Consider the following 19328-nt stretch of genomic DNA (forward strand, 5'->3'; position numbering starts at 1 on the left):
CTCAGTACTTCTTGCCGCCGCCCGAGACCTTGTTTTCGGTCGCCCAGGCGCGGCGCTTCGCTTCCGCCGGCGGCGTGCCGCGCTTTTCGTAGCCCTCTTCGATGTGCTTGGCCTGGCGCTTCTGCTTGTCGGTGTACGAGGAATTATCTCCCTGCGACATGGTTCGTCCTCCTGAAGAAAATGGCGTGTGTTGTTACGTTAGCACCAGCGCCGGGGGCGGTGCGCACGCTAGCGGCATCCCGAGAGTTAACGCCCGGCAAAGCTGCGCCGCCTCAGCTGTTTTGCGGCGATCATGGAATCAAGCCTGATCAGATTCTCCACCATTTATTGGAGCACCATGGAACTCACCGTCAACAACAGCACCACCGCCTCCACCCTCGTCACGGTCTTTGCCGAGATGGAGGGCGGACGCTACGTCGCCAAGGTCATGCCCGAGACCGATGTGCCGTACACGCCCTATTTCGAGAACGAACTCGACCAGGTGATCGTGTATATCGCACCTAGCGAAGAGGAGCTGCAGGCGATACTCGCGGCGCTCAACGAGCGGCGGCTGGCGTTTGGGGATTTGCAGAATTATGGTGCGGCGGGTGGCGGGACGTCGGTGATTCCGGTGTAGGCCGGGATCGAACAGCTTTACCCTGTTCTCGTAGGGGGGCACCCTGTGCCCACGCGGAACGTGATGTCATCGGCGGCGGTTTTTCATGTCGCGATTACGCGCCATTCGAGGAGCCAACATGACTCGGCGTTTCGCGTGGGCACAGAGTACCCACCCTACGGTGCGCTGGCCTTAACGGTGTTTGTAGGCAGTGCCCGTACGGACCGGCAGCGGCGCCTTTTCTATGCGGGTGACCAGCACGCAGGCGATGCGCCGGTCTTGCACTTCGGCCACCTCGAAACTCAGGTCGTCGACCACGATGCGCTCGCCCACCGTCGGCAGGCTGCCGAAGCGCTCGAGCATGAAGCCGGCCATCGAGCTGTAGTCGTCGCTTTCGCTCACCAGCGAATCGAGCCCCAGTTCCTGCTCCACATAATGCAGGTCGGCCGCGCCGTCGATGCGCCAGCAGCCCGGGCTCTCCTGCACCACGGCCGGCTGTTCGTCTTCGTCCGGGAATTCACCGGCAATCGCTTCCAGGATATCGATCGGCGTCACCAGGCCCTGCAGCGTGCCGTACTCGTCGGCGATCAGCACCAGCTGCCCGTGCGAGCGCTTCAGGGTTTCCATCACTTTCAGCACGTCGCCGGTCTCGGGCATGATGATGGGCGTCCTCACGTGGGCCGGGTCGATCCGCCCGCTGGTGGCCAGGTCGGCCATCAGGTCGCGTGCACGCACCACGCCGATGATTTCGTCGAGTTCACCCTTGCAGACGGGGAAAAAGCTGTGCGGCGTCTCCATGATCTGGCCGCGGATCACCTCGGCGCTGGCATCGATGTCGATCCAGGAGATGTCCGAGCGGTTCGTCATGATCGAGCGGATCGAGCGCTGCGACAGGTTCAGCACGCCGCTGACCATGTTGCGCTCGGCTGGTTCAAATGCTTGCAGCTCCCTTGGCGCTGGCGCTGCCGCGGTGCCCGCCGCGCTCTGCTCAGCTTTTCCGCCCAGCATGCGCAGGATGGCGTCGGCCGTGCGTTCGCGCAGCGGCAGGCGGGCTTCTTCGCGCGCCACATTGCGCCCGGCCAGCTGGTTCAGGGCTTCGATCGCGACCGAGAAACCGATCGCTGCGTAAAGGTAGCTCTTGGGAATGCTGAAGCCAAAGCCTTCGGCGATCAGGGCCAGGCCGATCATGAGCAGGAAGCTCAGGCAGAGCACCACCACGGTCGGGTGGGCGTTGACAAAACGGGTCAGGGTTTTCGAGGCGAACAGCATCACGCCCATCGAGACCACGACGGCGGCCATCATGACCCAGAGTTCGTCGACCATGCCGACCGCCGTGATCACCGAGTCGAGCGAAAAGACGGCGTCGAGCGCGATGATCTGGGCCACGACGATGCCGAAACTTGCGTACTCGACGACGCCGCCGCGGTGCGCCGTCTTGCCCTCGGTCCGCTCGTGCAATTCCATGGTCGCCTTGAACAGCAGGAACAGGCCGCCCAGCAGCAAAATCAGGTCGCGCCCCGACAAGGCCAGGCTGGCGAGCGAAAACAGCGGCTCGGTCAGCGTGACGATCCAGGAAATCATGGTCAACAGGCCAACGCGCATCAGCATCGCCAGCGACAGGCCGAGCAGGCGCGCGCGGTCGCGCTGTTCTGGCGGCAGCTTGTCGGCCAGGATGGCGATGAAGATCAGGTTATCGATGCCGAGAACGATCTCGAGCACAACGAGGGTCGAGAAGCCTATCCAGATGTTCGGGTCAAGCACCCATTCCATGGCCGGTCTCGCCTTTACGATGCGGTGTCATGCAACACGGCGCCGGTGCGCATTGCGGCACCGGCGCCGTTGTACCTGCAGCTTACACGTAGGCCGGCATCTTCGGCAGCAGCTTGTCGAGCGTGATCGGATAATCGCGCACGCGCACCCCGGTGGCATTGTAGATCGCGTTCGCCACCGCCGCCGCCACGCCGCAGATGCCCAATTCACCCACGCCCTTGGCCTTCATCGGCGAACTGGTCGGATCGGTCTCGTCGAGGAAGATGACGTCCTGGTGCGGGATGTCGCCATGCACCGGCACCTCGTAGCCCGCCAGGTCGTGGTTGACGAAAAAGCCGATCCGCTTGTCGACCACCAGGTGCTCCATCAGGGCCGCGCCCACCCCCATCGTCATCGCGCCGATCACCTGGCTGCGCGCCGACTTCGGGTTCAGGATGCGCCCGGCAGCGCAGACGGCCAGCATGCGCCGCACCCGCACTTCGCCGGTGGCGGCATCGACCCCGACTTCGACGAAATGGGCACCGAAGGTCGATTGCTGCATCTTCTTTTCCAGGTCGCCGTATTCCATCGTGTCTTCCGCGCTGATTTCGCCACCCTGCGCGGCCTGGGCCAGCGGCACCGATTTGCCGCCGGCGCGCACGGCCCCATCGACGAACTCGGCCGTCGCCGGGTCGAGGCCGAGCTTGGCGGCGATCGCCTCGCGCAGCTTGACGCAGGCCGCGTACACGCCGGCGGTGGACGAATTGCCGCCCCACTGGCCGCCCGAGCCGGCGGACACGGGGAAGTTCGAGTCACCCAGGCGCACGACCACGCGCTCGATCGGCAGGCCCATCATCTCGGCGGCGGTCTGGGCGATGATGGTATAGCTGCCGGTACCGATATCGGTCATGTCGGTTTCGATGGTCACCACGCCGTTGCGCTCGAGGCGGGCGCGCGCGGCCGACTTCATGTTCATGTTGTTGCGGAAGGCCGAGGCCACGCCCATGCCGACCAGCCAGCGGCCGTCGCGCATTTTGCCGGGCTCGGTGCTGCGGTTCTTCCAGCCGAAGCGATCGGCGCCCTGGCGCATGCATTCCACGAAGCGGCGCTGCGAGAATTTGCGGCCCGGCTTTTCCGGATCCACCGTCGTGTCATTGACGATACGGAAGGTGACCGGATCCATTTTCAGTTTTTCCGCCATCTCGTCGACCGCGATCTCGAGCGCCATCAGCCCCGGCGCTTCGCCTGGGGCACGCATTGCATTGCCTTCCGGCAAATCAAGCACAGCCAGCTTCATCTGGGTGAAGCGGTTTGCGCCGGCATACAGCAGGCGAGTTTGCAGTACCGCCGTTTCCGGCTGGCCGCCCGGCAGGTCGCCCGAGGTGCTCTCATGCGAGATGGCCGTGATGCGCCCTTCGCGCGTGGCGCCGATGCGGATGCGCTGGATCGTCGCCGGGCGGTGCGTGGTGTTGTTGAACATCAGGGCGCGCTGCAGCGTCACCTTGACCGGGCGGCCGGCAGCGCGCGCACCGAGCGCGGCCATCAGCGCTTCGGAACGCAGGAACAGCTTGCCGCCGAAACCGCCGCCGATATAGGGCGAGATCAGGCGCACGTTTTCTTTCGGGATGCCGAGCGTCTTGGCCAGGTCGCCCTTGCCCCAGTCGATCATCTGGTTCGACGTCCAGAGGGTCAGCTTGTCGCCCTCCCACACCGCCAGCGAGGCATGTGGCTCCATCATCGCGTGCGACTGGTCGGGCGTGGTGTAGGTGGCATCAAACTTGACCGGCGCGCCGGCGAAGGCGGTGCCGAAGTCGCCGACCTTTGTTTCCGGCTTGTCGCTGCCCTTTTTCGGCAGCTGGGCGCTGTTCTTGACCGCCTTGAGCTCATATTCGCCCTTGGCCTTGATGTAGTCGATCTTGACCAGGCCAGCGGCGGCGCGCGCCTGTTCGAAGGTCTCGGCCACCACCACCGCCACGGCCTGGTGATAGTGTTGCACAGCGGGTCCGGCCAGCAGGTGCGCGGTGTTGAACTTGCCCTTGCCGAGCTTGCCGGCGTTTTCATAGGTGACTACTGCCAGCACGCCCGGCGCGCGCTTCGCGGCCGCGGTGTCGATCGAGGCGATCCTGCCCTTGGCAATGGCGGCCCCGATCACATGGCCGTAGGCGGCGTTCGGGGCGGCCGCGTGCTGCTCGTAGGCATACGGCGCGGTACCCGTGGTTTTCATGGGGCCGTCGATGCGGTCCAGGGGCTTGCCGACGACCTTCAGCTGGTCGATCGGGTTGGTAGTTGCAGGTGTGGTGAATTTCATGCCCTCAGCCTTTCTTTGCGTCGACCAGCACCGCTTCGAGCGTGCGCTGGATCAGCGGGATTTTGTAGGCGTTCTCGCTTGTGGTTTTCGCCCCGGCCAGCAGGGTGTCCACGGTGGCGCGCGCGCCGCGCGGCATGGCGGCGTCCGCGGCCGGCACGCGCCAGGGTTTGTGGGCGACGCCGCCAAGCGCGATGCGTCCGCTGCCGTCTTTCTGCACGACCGCCGCCACCGACACCAGGGCGAAGGCGTAGGAGGCGCGGTCGCGCACCTTGCGGTAGGTGTGGAAGCCGCCCAGCGGGCGCGGCAGCACAACGCCGGTAATGAGTTCGCCCGGCTGCAGCGTGGTTTCGATATGCGGGGTGTTGCCCGGCAAGCGATAAAAATCGGCGATCGGGATCACCCGCGTGCTGCCGTTGGCGCGCACCGTCTCCACGCCGGCGTCCAGCAGCTGCATGGCCACCGCCATGTCGCTCGGATGGGTGGCGATGCAAGCCTCGCTCTGCCCGACGATCGCATGATTGCGCGTATAGCCGCCGATGGCCGAGCAGCCGCTGCCCGGCAGGCGCTTGTTGCACGGCAGGTTGGTGTCGTAGAAATAGGGACAGCGGGTGCGCTGCAGCAGGTTGCCGGAGGTGGTGGCCTTGTTGCGCAGCTGGGCCGAAGCGCCGGAAAGCAAGGCGCGCGAGAGCACAGCGTAGTCGCGCCGCACGCGCGCGTCGCTCGCCAGGTCGGTATTTCTCACCAGGGCGCCGATGCGCAGGCCGCCGCCTTCAACCGGCTCGATGCGGTCGAGTTTCAGGCCGTTGACGTCGATCAGGTGCGGGGGCGACTCGATTTCCAGCTTCATCAGGTCGAGCAAATTGGTGCCGCCGGCGATGAAACGCGAACCAGGGTTGCGCTCGGCGGCCGCTGCCGCTTCTGCGGGCGTGCGTGCCCGTTCGTAAGTAAAGGTCTTCATGCCTTGCCTCCCGCGACGTCGGAGATCGCATCCATGATGTTCGAATACGCCCCGCAGCGGCAGATGTTGCCGCTCATGCGTTCGCGCAGCTCGTCCAGGCTGAGCAAGGGCTTGGCGTTGAGGTCGGCGCTGACGTGGCTCGGGATGCCGGCGCGGATCTCGTCGAGCGCGGACACGGCCGAACAGATCTGGCCCGGCGTGCAATAGCCGCACTGGTAGCCGTCGTGCTTCACAAAAGCGGCCTGCATCGGATGCAGTTTGCCCGGGGTGCCGAGGCCTTCGATGGTCGTGACCTCGTCGCCGTCGTGCATGACCGCCAGGCTCAGGCAGGAATTGATGCGGCGGCCGTTGACGATCACGGTGCAGGCGCCGCACTGGCCCTGGTCGCAGCCCTTCTTGGTGCCGGTCAGTTTCAGGTGTTCGCGCAGCGCGTCGAGCAGCGTGGTACGGGTGTCGACGTTCAGCTCGCGGCGCTGGCCATTCACCGTCAAGGTGGTTTTCAGGCTGCTCGGCGGCGGATTCACCGGCTGCGCCGGGGCGCCGGCCTGGGCCGTGGCCACGGTGGGAATGGCGGCAGCGGTGGCGGCGGCAGCACCCGTCTTGAGTAAATCGCGCCGCGACAGTTTCAGGTCGCTCAGGTCGTCCATATGGTTCAAAGCCTTTTGTACTGATGGGCAGGTCGAAAGCCCGCGTGGATGGGTCTCCAGGCAAGACGCGCAGGCGGCTGTCCGGGAAGTCGCCTTATGATAAAGACATTCGTAAAGGTAGGTGGCACGGTTGACCACGCACCATTTCGGCCGCTTTGAACCTGTTTTGACCCGCAATTTCTGCACCAAAATGGGGCGCCTGCATGCCGGCGGGGCCTGGCCGGCCAGCCTGGTGCGGCGGCGGCCTGAACACTGTAGAATTTCGCCTTTGCCCGCCCTCCCCCCATCATGAACGCATCGGTCTCGAACGACACGGATTACCAACGCAGGCGCGAATTCGCCGGTCTGTTCGAGGAAGCACCGACCTTCATGGCCCTGCTGCACGGTCCGCTGCACGAGTTCGAGTTCATCAATCCGGGCTACCAGCGCCTGATCGGGCAGCGCGACGTCATCGGCCGCCAGATGGCGGACGTGCTCGAGGATGTCGCGGCCCAGGGGTATGTCGCCATGCTCGACGAGGTCTACCGCACCGGCATCCCGATTACCGCGGCCAGTGCGAAGTACTTGATGCAGGTGGTACCCGACGGCCCCGTCCTCGAACGCTATATCGACTTCGTGCTGCAGCCGGTACGGGACGCGCTTGGCGCCATCGACGGCATCTTCATCCTGGGCACGGACGTCACGGACCGGGTGCTGATCGAAATCCGGCGCGATGCGCTGATCCGGGTCAGCGACCTGGTGCGCGACACGTTCGATGCAGGCGCCATCATGACGGGCGCCTGCCGCATCCTCGGCGAAACCCTGGGCGCGAGCCGGGTCGGCTTCGCCGTGACCGATGGACTGGGCGACGCCGTCCACATCAGCGGCAACTGGCAGATGCCTGGTGCCGCCCTCCTACCCGACAGCATCGACCTGCGCGCCTTCGGCGACTATATCGACGACCTGAAGGCGGGCCTGGCGGTTGCCATCGGCGACGTGCGCACCGACCCGCGCACCGCCCACACCGCGCAGGCGCTGATCGACTACGATGCCGCAGCCTTCGTCGACCTGCCGGTCCTCGAGGATGGCCGCCTGGTCGCCTTTGCTTATGTCAACAGCGCCGAGGCGCGCGCATGGCCCCAGGGCGACATCGACCTGATCCGCGAGGTGGCCGAACGCATCCGCACGGCCAGCGAGCGGCTCCATAACCAGAGCGCGCTGGCCGCCAGCGAAGCGAAATTCCGCACCATCGCCGACGCCATGCCGCAGATGGTCTGGTCGACCCTCCCGGACGGCTTCCACGACTATTACAACCAGCGGTGGTACGACTTCACCGGCGTGACGCCAGGCGACACCGACGGCGAACGCTGGGCCCTGATGTTCCACCCCGAGGACCGCGACGCGGCCTGGGCGCGCTGGAGCCACAGCCTGGCCACGGGCGAAACCTACGAGGTGCAGTACCGCCTGCGCCACAGCTCGAACGAATACCGCTGGGTGCTCGGGCGCGCCCTGCCCGTACGCGACGATGGCGGCCGCATCATCCGCTGGATGGGCACCTGCACCGACATCCACGACCAGAAACTGGCCGAAAACGAGCTGCGCCTGGCGAACCAGCGCAAGGACGATTTCCTGGCCATGCTGGCGCACGAATTGCGCAACCCGCTGGCGCCGATCAGCACCGCGGCCCAGGTCATGCGCCTGCGCTACAACGACGCCGACTACGTCAAGCGCGCCAGCGAGATCATCACGCGCCAGGTGCGCCACATGACCGACCTGGTCGACGATCTGCTCGACGTCTCGCGCGTGACGCGCGGGCTGGTGCAGATGGCGCGCGAGCCGGTCGACCTGAAGGCCGTCATCAGCGGCGCCATGGAGCAGGCGCGCCCGCTGATCGAGGCGCGCAACCACGAACTGACCCTGCGCATCGGCGCCGCGCCGGCCTGGGTCGGCGGCGACCGCACGCGCCTGACGCAGGCGGTCTCGAACCTGCTCAACAACGCCGCCAAGTACACCCAGCAGCACGGCCGCATCGAGCTCCATCTCGGGATCGAGGACGAGCATGCCGTCATCACGGTGCGCGACAACGGCAGCGGCATCGCGCCCGCGCTGCTGCCGCACGTGTTCGAGCTGTTCACGCAGGGCGAGCGCACGCCGGACCGCGCCCAGGGCGGCCTCGGATTGGGCCTGACCCTGGTCAAGAGCATCGCGAGCCAGCATGGCGGCGAGGTGCGGGCCGAGAGCGCCGGCCAGGGCCAGGGCAGCAGCTTCACGATTACCCTGCCAGCCATCGCCGCACCCCAGGCGCCGGCCGCGCCCGGGCCGCAAACGCACACCCTGGCGCCGCCCCTCCCAAGACGCATCGTCATCGTCGACGACAACCACGACGCCGGCGCCTCGCTCGCCGCCGCCCTCGACGCCTGCGGCCACGGCACCACCCTGTTCGACGATGCGCAGTCGCTGCTGGACGCGCGCACCCTCGGGGCGGTCGACGCCTATATCCTCGACATCGGCCTGCCCGGCATCGACGGCTACCAGCTGGCGCGGCGCCTGCGCGAGGACGGCCTGCATCCGCACGCGCTCCTGATCGCACTGACCGGCTACGGCCAGGCGCACGACTTCACGCTCTCGAAAGCGGCGGGTTTCGACCATCACCTGGTCAAGCCGGCCGACCTCGACCGGCTCGAGCGCATCCTGCAAGGGGCAGCGGCGCCAGGCGCAGCACTGTAGAATCCGCCTTTTGCCCACGCGCTCGCCATGACCACACAAGTGCCCCTGCAAGTCACGCCACCGCCCGCCTCGGAACTGATCCTCGGCCTGGAAGACCGTCCCCGCCCGCTGATCGGCATGCTCGCCGCCCTGCAGCACCTGCTGGCGATCATCGTCCCGATCGTCACGCCGGGCCTCCTGATCTGCCAGGCGCTGGGCGTGTCGGCGCGCGACACCAACCTGATCGTCTCGATGTCGCTGGTCATTTCGGGCATCGCCACCTTCGTCCAGTGCCGCCGCTTCGGGCCGCTGGGCGCGGGCCTGTTGATCGTGCAGGGCACGAGTTTTAATTTTGTCGGCCCCCTGATTGCCGGCGGCAGCCTGATGGTGAAAAGCGGCACGCCGGTGGAAGCCGTGATGGCGGCCATCTTCGGCGTGGTGGTGGCCGGCTCGTTTGTGGAGATGGGCGTCTCGCGCATCCTGCCTTATGTGAAAAAGATGATCACGCCGCTGGTGACGGGCATCGTGGTCCTGATGATCGGCCTTACCCTGATCAAGGTCGGCTTGATCAGCATGGGCGGCGGCTTTGCGGCCATGCAGAACGGCAGTTTCGCCAATGGCGAGAACCTGCTGTTGTCCGGCGTGGTGCTGGCCCTGATCGTGGGCCTGAACCGCGTGCCGGTGGTCTGGGTCCGCAGCTGCGCCATCGTCATCGCGCTGGCCGTCGGCTATGCGCTGGCCGCGTCCATGGGCCGGCTCGATTTCACCGGCATGCATGAAGCGCCCCTGTTCCAGGTGCCGCGCCCGCTGCACTTCGGACTGGCCTTTTCCTGGTCGCTGTTCATCCCGATGATCGTGATCTATCTGGTCACCTCACTGGAAGCCATCGGCGACGTCACGGCGACCAGCAAGATCTCGCGCGAACCGGTCGAAGGCCCCTTGTGGATGCGGCGCATCAAGGGCGGCGTGCTGCTCAATGGCGCGAACTCGCTGCTGGCCGGCGTCTTCAACACCTTCCCGAGCTCGATCTTCGCCCAGAACAATGGCGTGATCCAGCTGACCGGCATCGCCAGCCGCCATATCGGCATCTATATTGCGCTGTTCCTGGTTGTGCTGGGGCTGTTCCCGGCGGTGGCCGGCGTGATCCAGGCCGTGCCCGAGCCGGTGCTGGGCGGCGCTGCGATGGTGATGTTCGGCGCGGTGGCGGCGGCCGGCATCAACATCCTGGCCAGCGTGACGCTGGACCGGCGCGCGTTGTTGATCATCGCCGTGTCGCTGGCGCTGGGACTGGGCGTCTCGCAAGTGCCCGAGTTCCTGGCCCACATGCCGGCCGCCCTGCGCAACGTGCTCGAATCGGGTGTCGCGACCGGCGGCATCCGTGCGGTGCTGATGAACTGGTTCCTGCCGGCCAGCCACGAGCCGGCCACGCCGGTTTAAGGCACGACCGGCGTCGGCAAAGGCTGGCCGTCGAAATGGGCCAGCAGGTTGTCCACGGCCAGGCGGCCCATCGCCATACGCGTCTCGCGCGTGAAGCTGCCCACGTGCGGGGTCAGGATCACCTGATCGAGTTCGCGCAGCGCCTGCGGCACGCGCGGCTCGTCGGCAAACACGTCGAGCGCCGCGGCGCCCAGGCGCCCCTCCTGCAAGGCCGCCACCAGGGCGGCTTCATCGACCAGCGAACCGCGCGCGATGTTGATCAGGGTGCCCTCCGGGCCGAGCGCGTCTATCACGGGAGCGTCGATCATCGCGCGCGTCGCCTCGCCGCCGGGCGCACAAATCACGAGGAAGTTGCTCTCCTGCGCCAGCGCCAGAAGCGAAGCGCTGCGCGGATGCGGGCTGTCAGCAAGGCTGCGCTGGTAGTAGCGGAGCTCCATGCCGAAGCCGGCCAGGCGCGCCGCCACCGCCTGCCCGATGCGCCCGAACCCGACAATCCCGGCCACCTTGCCGCGCAGGCTGCGCCCCGCCTGCAAGGGCGCCTTGGCCTCCCAGCTTCCCGCGCGCACGTAGCGGTCGAGCTGCGGCAGGCGCCGGCTTGCGGCCAGCAGCAGGAGCACCGCCAGGTCGGCCACGTCTTCGGTCAGCACGTCCGGGGTATTCGTGACCTGGATGCCGCGCGGTGCGAGCGCCGCGAAATCGATGGCGTCGACGCCGACGCCGTGCACGGCCACGATTTCCAGCTGCGGCAGGCGCGCGGCAGTGGCGGCATCGATTCCGGTCACGCCCGTGGTCAGCACGCCGCGCACGTCGGGGCCGACACGTTCTAAAAAGGCCCCGCGCGCGTCAAGCGCCACGCCCGCCAGCCGGTGGCAGACGAAGCGCTCGTCGAGCAGCGCGTCGATTTCAGGGACCCAGCCGGACCCCAGCAGCAGTAGTTCTGGACGCACGCGCTTCTCCGTTCACGTTGAGATGCGGTGAGTATAGGACAAGGCTCAGACGCGTGCGTCCCTTCCTGACCGGCGGCGTCAAGCCGTCACGGCATCGCGCCGGCGCCGCAACCCGGCCAGCCCCACCGCCCCCAAACCGAACAGGGCGATGCTGCCGGGCTCCGGGACTTCCGCAAGGAAGCCGCGAATTTCGCCCGGCGGGAAAGCCGTCGTATGGATATTCAGGTAGGCACGGCCGGCGGACATGCCGGCCATGAGTGCATTCCGCGCCGCCTCCACGCTGCCGCCGTTAGCCGTGAGAAAGCCACTGCTGTAGGTGGCGGCGTCGAGCAGATTGAAGGTCTCGGTGTAGTCGCCCGACGTCACGCCGAGGGGAAACGCCGGAAAGGTCGGCAGCGAGGTCGCCACACCGATCGTCCCGGCGCCGGGAACCGCCGTGCAGCAGTGGATGTGGGAAGCCGTCGTCGTCCCGATGAGCCCGGAAAAAACCGCGTTCACGGTCATCATTCCAGTGACGTCATCGATGGTGACCGTCGTCTGTCCCGTCGCGGGCGAGCTGTTCGGCGGCGCCTCGCTCGAACCGCTCAGCGTCGCTTTATAGGTAATGAGGGCCGCGTTCGCCATGCCGGTGCAAAGCAGCAGCAAGGATGCCGACAGGCCAAGTGCAAGACGTTTCATGACAAATCCTCTGAAGTGGGTGTGCTACCCGCGGAGCATAAAACATGCCGGAACGTGTCCACGGGGCGTCGCGCGGCGCATGCCGCTGTTCTTCCGGCCGATCTGTAAAGATGGTCGACAAGGAATCGATACCGCCTGTCATCACCACATTCCTGGAAGAATTTTGATCCGGGCATTCCTCACGCGGGTACCTGCCTGCCCAGATGACAGCGCTGGCGGGGCAGCGTAGAGTGATGGAGGTGCTGGCCATGAACTGGCGCATGCTCTCGGTTTTGCCAGGAAACTTTTCCGTCGGGTCAGGCCTTGATACGAGAGGAGGCATCATGTACAAGACCATCGTCGTCCACGTCGACGACAGCAGCGCCATGGAGTCGCGCCTGCAGGGGGCGGCGCACCTGGCCAAGCTGTTCGATTCCCACTTGGTGGGCAGCGCCGCCACCGGGCTGTCCTGGCCCTCCTACGCCTTGTTGACCGGCTCGATGGCGGTTACTCCGATCGACGAATTCGACGCCCTCTGCGCCGGCGCGCGCGACAGCCTGCGCGCGTTTGCCGAACGCGCCAGCCAGCTGGGCGTGCCGGGGGCCGAGATGCGCCTGACCGAAGACGAGCACCGCCACGCGCTGCTGCTGCAGTCGCGCTATGCCGACCTGGTCGTCACCAGCCAGGACACCGGGGCCCGCGACAGCGTGCGCGGCCTGCCGCAATACATTGCCCTGCACGGCGCGCGGCCGGTGCTGGCGGTGCCCCCGAACTATGCGGGCGAGCCGATGCTCGATGAAGTCGTGGTCGGCTGGGACGGCAGCCTGCAGGCGGTGCGCGCCATTTCAGCAGCGCTGCCGCTGCTCACGCGCGCCGGGAGCGTGCGCCTGGCGCTGGTGAATGCCGAACGCGAGACCGGCCTGCATGGCGAGGAGCCCGGCGCCGACATTGCGCTCTACCTGGCGCGGCACGGGGTGAAGGTCGACGTCGTCCTCCAGAACAGCACGGCGCCGGTCGGCGAAGCCCTGCTCGGCATCGCCAGGGCCTATGGCGCCGGGCTCGTGGTGACAGGCGCCTTCGGGCACAGCCGTTACCGGGAGCTCGTGCTCGGCGGCGTGACGCGCGTGCTGCTCGAGCGCAGCACGGTGCCGGTGCTGGTGGCGCACTAGACGTCTCACGTGTTTCGATACGCGGCGGCCGTACCGCGTGGAGTCGGGAGGCTCGGCGCCCCCCTCCACCCTACGATTATAGGGATTCGCAGGGTGGACTCCCGAGTCCACGCCGTTCAGTGCGTGCATGCCCGCAGCCCAACTACTTTAAGGCAGCTTGTCAGTCCCGGCTTTCGCCTCGATCAGCCCAGCCAGCAAGGCATCGCGCGCAGGAGCAAGCTGGGCCCCGTCACGTCCAGCCAGCGCCGCTTCCACGCCCGCACTCAGCTGCTGCTTGAGTTCTTCGGTAATCATCGGCGTGCCGAGATCGGCCCACCAGCTCTCGATCGGCGCGCCCAGGTGATCGAGCATGTGGCGGATACCGCCCTCGCCGCCCGACAGGTGCAGGTTCAGGAAAGGCCCCATCAGCGCCCAGCGCAGGCCGGGCCCGTAGGCGATGGCAGTATCGACGTCGGCCACCGTCGCCACGCCCTCCTGCACCAAATGAAAGGCTTCGCGCCAGAGCGCCGCCTGCAGGCGGTTGGCGATATGCCCCGGCACTTCCTTGCGCACGTGGATCGGGCGCTTGCCGATGGCGGCATAGAAGGCCATCGCACGTTCGACGGTATCAAGGGACGTCGCGGCGCCGCCGATGACTTCGACCAGCGGGATCATGTGCGGCGGATTGAAGGGATGGCCGAGCACGACGCGCTCCGGATGGCGGCAGGCGTCCTGCACCCGGCTCATCAGGAGGCCCGAAGAGCTCGAAGCGAGAATGACGTCCGCAGGGAGCAGCGCGTCCATGTCGCGAAACAGCGCCAGCTTCAGGTCCTCGCGCTCCGGACCGTTTTCCTGCACGAAGTGCACGCCCGCCAGCGCGGTCTTCAAATCGCTTGAAAAGCGCAGACGCTCCGGCGAAGCGCCTTCGGCCAGTCCCATTTTTTCGAGGACAGGCCAGTGCGCGCGCACCGCCTCGCGCAGCTTGGCTTCCGCACCTGGCATCGGGTCGCTGGCCGAGACGTCGAAGCCGCGTGCAAGAAAATAGGCCGCCCAGCTCGCGCCAATGACGCCCGTGCCGATGACGCCGATGCAGGTGATGTTATCAAGCATACGTCCTCACGCGGATTTCTTGTTCAGGCCCAGATAGGTATCGATGACTTTCGGGTCGTTCGCCAGCTGCGATGCCGGCCCCTCCATCACCACTTCGCCGGTTTCGAGCACATAGCCATAGTCGGCCGCCTGCAGCGCCGCGCGCGCGTTCTGCTCGACCAGCAGGATGCCGACCCCGGTTTCCTTCAAGCGCACGATCACGCGGAAGATCTCCTTGACGATCAATGGCGCCAGGCCCAGGCTCGGTTCGTCCAGCATCAGGAGCGTGGGTTTGGCCATCAAGGCGCGTCCCAGCGCCACCATCTGGCGCTCGCCGCCGGACATGGTGCCGGCCGCCTGCGCGCGCCGCTCGCGCAGGCGCGGGAACAGTTCGTACACCGACTCCAGCTCGGCCGCGTAATCCTTCTCGCCGCGCTTGTAGCGCGTGTAGGCGCCCAGCAGCAGGTTGTCTTCCACGCTCATGGTGGTGAACAGGTCGCGGCTTTCCGGCACCAGGCTCATGCCCTGGGCGACGCGCCCCTCGACCGGGAAGCTGCTCACGTCCACGCCGCGCAGCAGCACCGCCCCGGTCGTGGACGCGTTGGACACCAGCGCACCGGCGATGGCATTCAACATGGTCGACTTACCCGCGCCGTTCGGGCCGATCACCGTGACGATCTGGCCGGCACCCACTTTCACGTTCAGGCCATGCACCGCCTCCACCTTGCCGTAAGCGACGTGCAGGTCCCTGATCTCGAGGATAGCGTTCGCCATCAGTCGATCCCTCCCAGGTAGGCTTCCAGCACGGCCGGGTCCTGCTGCACCTGGGCCGGATTGCCTTCAGCTATTTTTGAGCCGAATTCCATGACGATCAAGCGATCGGTCAGGTTCATCACGAAGTCCATGTCGTGCTCCACCAGCAAGATGCTCATGCCCTCGCCTTTCAGTTTATTCAGCAGGGTCGCCAGCGCTTCCTTTTCCTTGTAGCGCAGGCCGGCCGCCGGTTCGTCGAGCAGCAGCAGCGCCGGGTCGCAACACAGCGCCCGCGCGATTTCGAGGATGCGCTGCTGGCCGAGCGCCAGGTTGCCGGCCTGTTCGTACAGCAGCCCGCCCAGTCCCACGCGCTCGAGCTGCGTGCGCGCTTCGAACAGCAGCGCGCTTTCCTCGCCGCGGTCGAGCGACAGGCTGCTCGCGAACACGCCGCGATGCGCACGCAGGTGGGCGCCGATCGCCACGTTTTCCAGCACCGTCATTTCCGGCAGCAGGTGCACGTGCTGGAAGGTGCGCCCGATCCCGAGTTTCACGATCTCGCGCGAAGGCAGCGAATCGATGCGGCGCAAACCATCGCCACCGGCGAAACGGATCTCGCCGCTCGTCACCGGCAGCACGCCGGTCACCAGGTTGAACATGGTCGACTTGCCCGCGCCGTTCGGGCCGATCAGGCCGACGATCTCGCCGCTGTTGACCGCAAAGCTCATGTCGTTGACCGCGACCAGGCCGCCGAACTGCTTCCTCGCCTTGTCGATCACGAGCAGCGGCTGGCCGAGGGCCGGCTTGGCGCGCTGCGCCAACGCCGGCGCCTGGTCGGGCGCCACCGCGTCGGGACGCTGCGGCAGCCAGCGCGCGATGAAGGGCCAGATGCCGTTGCGGGCATGCTGGAGCAGGATCACCATCAGGATGCCGAAGACGATGATCTCGAAATTGCCGCTCGAGCCGATCAGGCTTGGGAGATAGCTTTGCAGCTGGTCCTTCAGGATCGTCAGCACGGCCGCGCCCAGGATCGCGCCCCACAAGTAGCCGGCGCCGCCGATGACGGCCATGAACAGGTATTCGATGCCCGAGTTCAGGCCGAAGGGCGACGGGTTCACCGCGCGCTGCAGGTGCGCGTACAGCCAGCCCGACACGCAGGCGAGCAAGGCGGCGATCACGAAGATGCGGATCTTCATGGCCGCGGTGTTTACGCCCATGGCCTCGGCCATCAGGCCGCCGCCCTTCAGGGCGCGGATCGCGCGGCCGGAACGGGAATTGAGCAGGTTGCGCAGCAGCGCGATCGACACCAGGAGGATGAGCCAGATCAGGAAGAACATGCTCTGGCCCGAGCTCAGGTCGAAACCGAACAGGCGGATCGGCGGGATGCCGCCCAGGCCATCGTACTTGCCGAGGAATTCCAGGTTCCCGAACAGGAAGTAGAGCGACAGGCCCCAGGCGATGGTCCCCAGCGGCAGGTAGTGGCCCGACAGGCGCAGCATGATGGCGCCGATGAACAGGGCAGAGGCGCCGGTGACCAGCAAGCCCACCACCAGGCCGAGCCAGGGCGAGATGCCGTGCGCGGTCGACAGGTAGGCGGTGGCATACGCGCCCAGGCCCACGAAGGCGGCCTGGCCGAACGAGGTCAGGCCGCCGACGCCGGTGAGCAGCACCAGGCCGAGCGCGACGATGGCGTACAGGCCGATGTAGTTGCCGAGGGTGATCCAGTAGGCCGGCAGCGGCAGCAGGCCGAAGACCAGGGCGGCAAGCCCCAGCCAGACCAGGGGATGGCTGAATTTACGTGCGCTCATTCGTCGCCCTCCTCGACTTGCGGATGGACGATCGAGCGCCACAGCAGCACCGGAATAATCAGGGTAAAGACGATGACCTCCTTCAGGGCGCTGGCATAGAACGAAGAATAGGCCTCCAGCAGCCCGACCAGCAAGGCACCGCTTGCTGCCAGCGGATAGCTCGCCAGGCCGCCGATGATTGCGCCGACGAAGCCTTTCAGTCCCATCAGGAAGCCACTGTCGTAATACACGGTGGTGAGCGGCGCGATGAGCACGCCGCACAGGGTGCCGATGGAAGACGCCAGCAGGAAGGCCAGGCGCCCCGCTTGCGTGGTGCCGATGCCGACCAGGCGCGCGCCGCGGCGGTTGACGGCCGTGGCGCGCAGCGCCTTGCCCGACAGGGTGCGGTCGAAATACAGGTAGAGCGCGCCGATCAGGAGCAGCGCGGTGACGATGACGACGATGCTCTGGCCGGAAATGGTGAGCGTGCCGACGTTGAAGACGGCGTCGGAGAACGGCGTCGTGCGCGAGCCTTCGGCGCCGAAAATGACGAGGCCGACGCCAAGCAGCACCAGGTGCACCGCGACCGCGACGATCAGCAGCACCAGCACCGGGCTTTCGGCCAGCGGCTGGAAGGCCAGGCGGTAGATCATCGGTCCCATTGGGGCGACGATGGCAAAGGTGAGCAGCAGCTGGGCCAGCATCGGCCAGGACGCGCCTTCGGCGGATTTGGCGACCAGGAACACGGCGGCGGGAAGCACGACGAACTTGAGCATGCCCAGGCCCACCGCGCGGGTGCGGTTGATCTGCCCTGCGGGACTGCGCATGGTGCCGGCCAGCTCCTGCAGGAAGGTGGCCGCGCCCAGGATCACGAGCAGCGCGGCGCTGTTAGGCACCTTGCCTGCCTGTAGCGCGGCCATGGTCAGGGCGCCGAAGGCAAGGAATTCGCCGAGGGGAATGAAGATCACGCGGGTGATCGAGAACACCAGTACCAATGCCAGCGCCAGCAGCACATAGACTGCGCCGCTGGCGATGCCGTCCTGCGTCAGGATGGCGAAAATCGTTAAATCCATACCACTGCCTGGGGCATGCCAATCGCTTTGCTTGGGCGAAGCGTCTCCTCGTCGCACCAATCATCGACCCACCCGTACGGCCCTCCTTTTCGAATGTCGTTATACGGCCGGTTGCGTCGCGGCGGGGCGTTTTCCACCCGCCACGCTTAAATGATATGCGAAAACAGTTGAGGAACCGACATTTTTTGCGGCTTGTCAGCCTATACTATTGTGCAGGACCGCCTCGCTGGCGTGAATATTTAAAACAAATGAAGGAGACAGCATGACCCGCATTTCCCGCCTTACCCTTGTGCCAAAGAGCATCGTACTCGTCGCTGCCCTGACGGCCGCTTTCAGTGTCCACGCGCAGATCAAGGTCGGCGTGTCCATCTCGACCACGGGACCTGCAGCCTCCCTCGGCATCCCGGAAAAGAATACCTTCGCCCTGCTGCCAACCGAAATCGCCGGCCAGAAGGTCCAGTACATCGTGCTGGACGACGCGTCGGACGCGACCCAGGCCGTCAAGAACGCACGCAAGCTCATTTCGGAAGACAAGGTGGACGTCCTGATCGGCTCCTCGGTCACCCCGACCTCGCTGGCCATGCTGGAAGTGGCGGCCGAAACGGAAACCCCGATGATCACCATCGCGGGCGCGGCGCGTATCGTCGAGCCGATGGACGCCAAGCGCCGCTGGGTCTTCAAGACCACCCAGCACGACGGCCAGATGGCGACCGCCATCACCCAGCACATGTCGAACGCCGGCGTGAAGACCATGGGCTTCATCGGCTTTGCCGACGCCTATGGCGAAGGCTGGTATGGCGAGACCAACAAGTTCGCCCCGGCGCGCAAGATCAAGATCGTCGCCAACGAACGCTTCGCCCGTACCGACACCTCGGTCACCGGCCAGATCCTGAAACTGATGGCCGCCAATCCGGATGCGATCCTGATCGCCGGCTCCGGCACGCCGGCGGCCCTGCCGCAAAAAGCCCTGCGCGAGCGCGGCTACAAGGGCAAGATCTACCAGACCCACGGCGTGGCCAACAGCGACTTCCTGCGCGTCTGCGGCGCCGATTGCGAAGGCACCTTCGTCCCGGTCGGCCCGATGCTCGTGGCGAACCAGCTGCCGGACTCGAATCCAATCAAGAAGACGGCGCTGACTTATGTGAACAAGTACACCGCGGCGCACGGCAAGGACAGCGTCTCGACCTTCGGCGGCCACGCCTGGGACGCGGCCATCCTGCTCGACGCGGCAGCGAAAACCGCGGTGCCGAAGGCGAAGCCAGGCACCAAGGAATTCCGCGCGGCCCTGCGCGACTCGCTCGAAGGCCTGAAGAACGTGACGGCCTCGCACGGCGTCTTCAACATGAGCCCGACCAACCACCAGGGCCTGGACCAGCGCTCGCAGGTGATGGTCAAGATCGAAAAGGGTGCGTGGAAATACGTGCCGTAAGCACTGGCTTGAAGCTGGTTCGATAAGAAAGGCCGGGCAGTTGTGAACTGACCCCATAAAGTTGGACGG

The 19328-nt window shown here is 66.3% G+C and carries 16 protein-coding genes; 5 read left to right on the forward strand and 11 right to left on the reverse strand.

The features are described 5' to 3' along the window. Nucleotide 1: 1 nt before the first annotated feature. Entirely contained in the window at nucleotides 2–160 is a 159-nt protein-coding gene (locus tag NMB41_RS13055) for a hypothetical protein (protein ID WP_494378246.1), read from the reverse strand. Nucleotides 161–337: 177 nt separating this feature from the next. Here NMB41_RS13055 and NMB41_RS13060 point away from each other — a divergent pair, with 177 nt between their 5' ends. Continuing rightward, complete coding sequence (locus tag NMB41_RS13060) at nucleotides 338–616, forward strand: hypothetical protein (RefSeq protein WP_494378247.1); 279 nt, start codon at nucleotides 338–340, stop codon at nucleotides 614–616. A 171-nt stretch (nucleotides 617–787) separates the two neighbouring features. Here the strand turns inward: NMB41_RS13060 and NMB41_RS13065 are convergent, their stop codons facing one another. The 4 genes from NMB41_RS13065 to paoA all read right to left on the reverse strand — a co-directional run bounded on the left by NMB41_RS13065 (nucleotide 788) and on the right by paoA (nucleotide 6257). After that, a complete protein-coding gene (locus NMB41_RS13065; RefSeq protein WP_494378248.1) occupies nucleotides 788–2365 on the reverse strand; it encodes a TerC family protein in 1578 nt (525 codons plus the stop codon). Nucleotides 2366–2447: 82 nt separating this feature from the next. After that, nucleotides 2448–4652, reverse strand: a complete 2205-nt coding sequence (gene paoC / locus NMB41_RS13070; RefSeq protein ID WP_494378249.1) for an aldehyde oxidoreductase molybdenum-binding subunit PaoC — start codon at nucleotides 4650–4652, stop codon at nucleotides 2448–2450. A gap of 4 nt (nucleotides 4653–4656) precedes the next feature. After that, nucleotides 4657–5610 (reverse strand): FAD binding domain-containing protein, encoded by a 954-nt coding sequence (locus NMB41_RS13075; protein WP_494378250.1) that lies wholly within the window; start codon nucleotides 5608–5610, stop codon nucleotides 4657–4659. Next, nucleotides 5607–6257, reverse strand: a complete 651-nt coding sequence (gene paoA, locus NMB41_RS13080; protein ID WP_494378251.1) for an aldehyde dehydrogenase iron-sulfur subunit PaoA — start codon at nucleotides 6255–6257, stop codon at nucleotides 5607–5609. The genes NMB41_RS13075 and paoA overlap by 4 nt, the downstream gene beginning before the upstream one ends. A gap of 288 nt (nucleotides 6258–6545) precedes the next feature. Here paoA and NMB41_RS13085 point away from each other — a divergent pair, with 288 nt between their 5' ends. Then, nucleotides 6546–8963, forward strand: a complete 2418-nt coding sequence (locus NMB41_RS13085; protein ID WP_494378252.1) for an ATP-binding protein — start codon at nucleotides 6546–6548, stop codon at nucleotides 8961–8963. Nucleotides 8964–8990: 27 nt separating this feature from the next. Beyond that, nucleotides 8991–10379 carry a nucleobase:cation symporter-2 family protein gene (locus tag NMB41_RS13090; protein ID WP_494378253.1) on the forward strand — a complete coding sequence of 463 codons (1389 nt, stop codon included), beginning with the start codon at nucleotides 8991–8993 and terminating at the stop codon, nucleotides 10377–10379. On the opposite strand, the gene NMB41_RS13095 is transcribed toward NMB41_RS13090, so the two are convergent. Together NMB41_RS13095 and NMB41_RS13100 are read right to left on the reverse strand one after the other, a co-directional pair. Next, entirely contained in the window at nucleotides 10376–11326 is a 951-nt protein-coding gene (locus NMB41_RS13095; RefSeq protein WP_494378254.1) for a 2-hydroxyacid dehydrogenase, read from the reverse strand. The genes NMB41_RS13090 and NMB41_RS13095 overlap by 4 nt on opposite strands. 78 nt (nucleotides 11327–11404) lie before the next feature. Beyond that, on the reverse strand, nucleotides 11405–12004 hold the full coding sequence (locus NMB41_RS13100) for a CHRD domain-containing protein (protein WP_494378255.1): 600 nt from the start codon (nucleotides 12002–12004) through the stop codon (nucleotides 11405–11407). A 323-nt stretch (nucleotides 12005–12327) separates the two neighbouring features. Here NMB41_RS13100 and NMB41_RS13105 point away from each other — a divergent pair, with 323 nt between their 5' ends. Then, nucleotides 12328–13152, forward strand: coding sequence for a universal stress protein (locus NMB41_RS13105; protein WP_494378256.1), 825 nt, complete (start codon nucleotides 12328–12330; stop codon nucleotides 13150–13152). 147 nt (nucleotides 13153–13299) lie between these two features. Here the strand turns inward: NMB41_RS13105 and NMB41_RS13110 are convergent, their stop codons facing one another. The 4 genes from NMB41_RS13110 to NMB41_RS13125 are packed head-to-tail and all read right to left on the reverse strand — an operon-like array spanning nucleotide 13300 to nucleotide 17830. Further along, the gene (locus NMB41_RS13110) at nucleotides 13300–14241 is read right to left on the reverse strand and encodes a 3-hydroxyacyl-CoA dehydrogenase NAD-binding domain-containing protein (RefSeq protein WP_494378257.1); all 942 of its coding nucleotides are present in this window, start codon (nucleotides 14239–14241) and stop codon (nucleotides 13300–13302) included. A 6-nt stretch (nucleotides 14242–14247) separates the two neighbouring features. Next, complete coding sequence (locus tag NMB41_RS13115) at nucleotides 14248–14994, reverse strand: ABC transporter ATP-binding protein (protein ID WP_494378258.1); 747 nt, start codon at nucleotides 14992–14994, stop codon at nucleotides 14248–14250. Next, nucleotides 14994–16778: a branched-chain amino acid ABC transporter ATP-binding protein/permease gene (locus NMB41_RS13120; RefSeq protein WP_494378259.1), complete on the reverse strand. Its 1785-nt coding sequence runs from the start codon at nucleotides 16776–16778 to the stop codon at nucleotides 14994–14996. Before NMB41_RS13120 ends, NMB41_RS13115 begins: the two co-directional genes overlap by 1 nt. After that, complete coding sequence (locus tag NMB41_RS13125) at nucleotides 16775–17830, reverse strand: branched-chain amino acid ABC transporter permease (RefSeq protein WP_494378260.1); 1056 nt, start codon at nucleotides 17828–17830, stop codon at nucleotides 16775–16777. The genes NMB41_RS13120 and NMB41_RS13125 overlap by 4 nt, the downstream gene beginning before the upstream one ends. A 262-nt stretch (nucleotides 17831–18092) precedes the next feature. Between NMB41_RS13125 and NMB41_RS13130 the strand changes: the two genes are divergently transcribed. Continuing rightward, complete coding sequence (locus NMB41_RS13130; RefSeq protein WP_494378261.1) at nucleotides 18093–19259, forward strand: ABC transporter substrate-binding protein; 1167 nt, start codon at nucleotides 18093–18095, stop codon at nucleotides 19257–19259. Nucleotides 19260–19328: the final 69 nt, after the last annotated feature.

This window comes from Massilia sp. FBCC-B171, assembly GCF_059134155.1.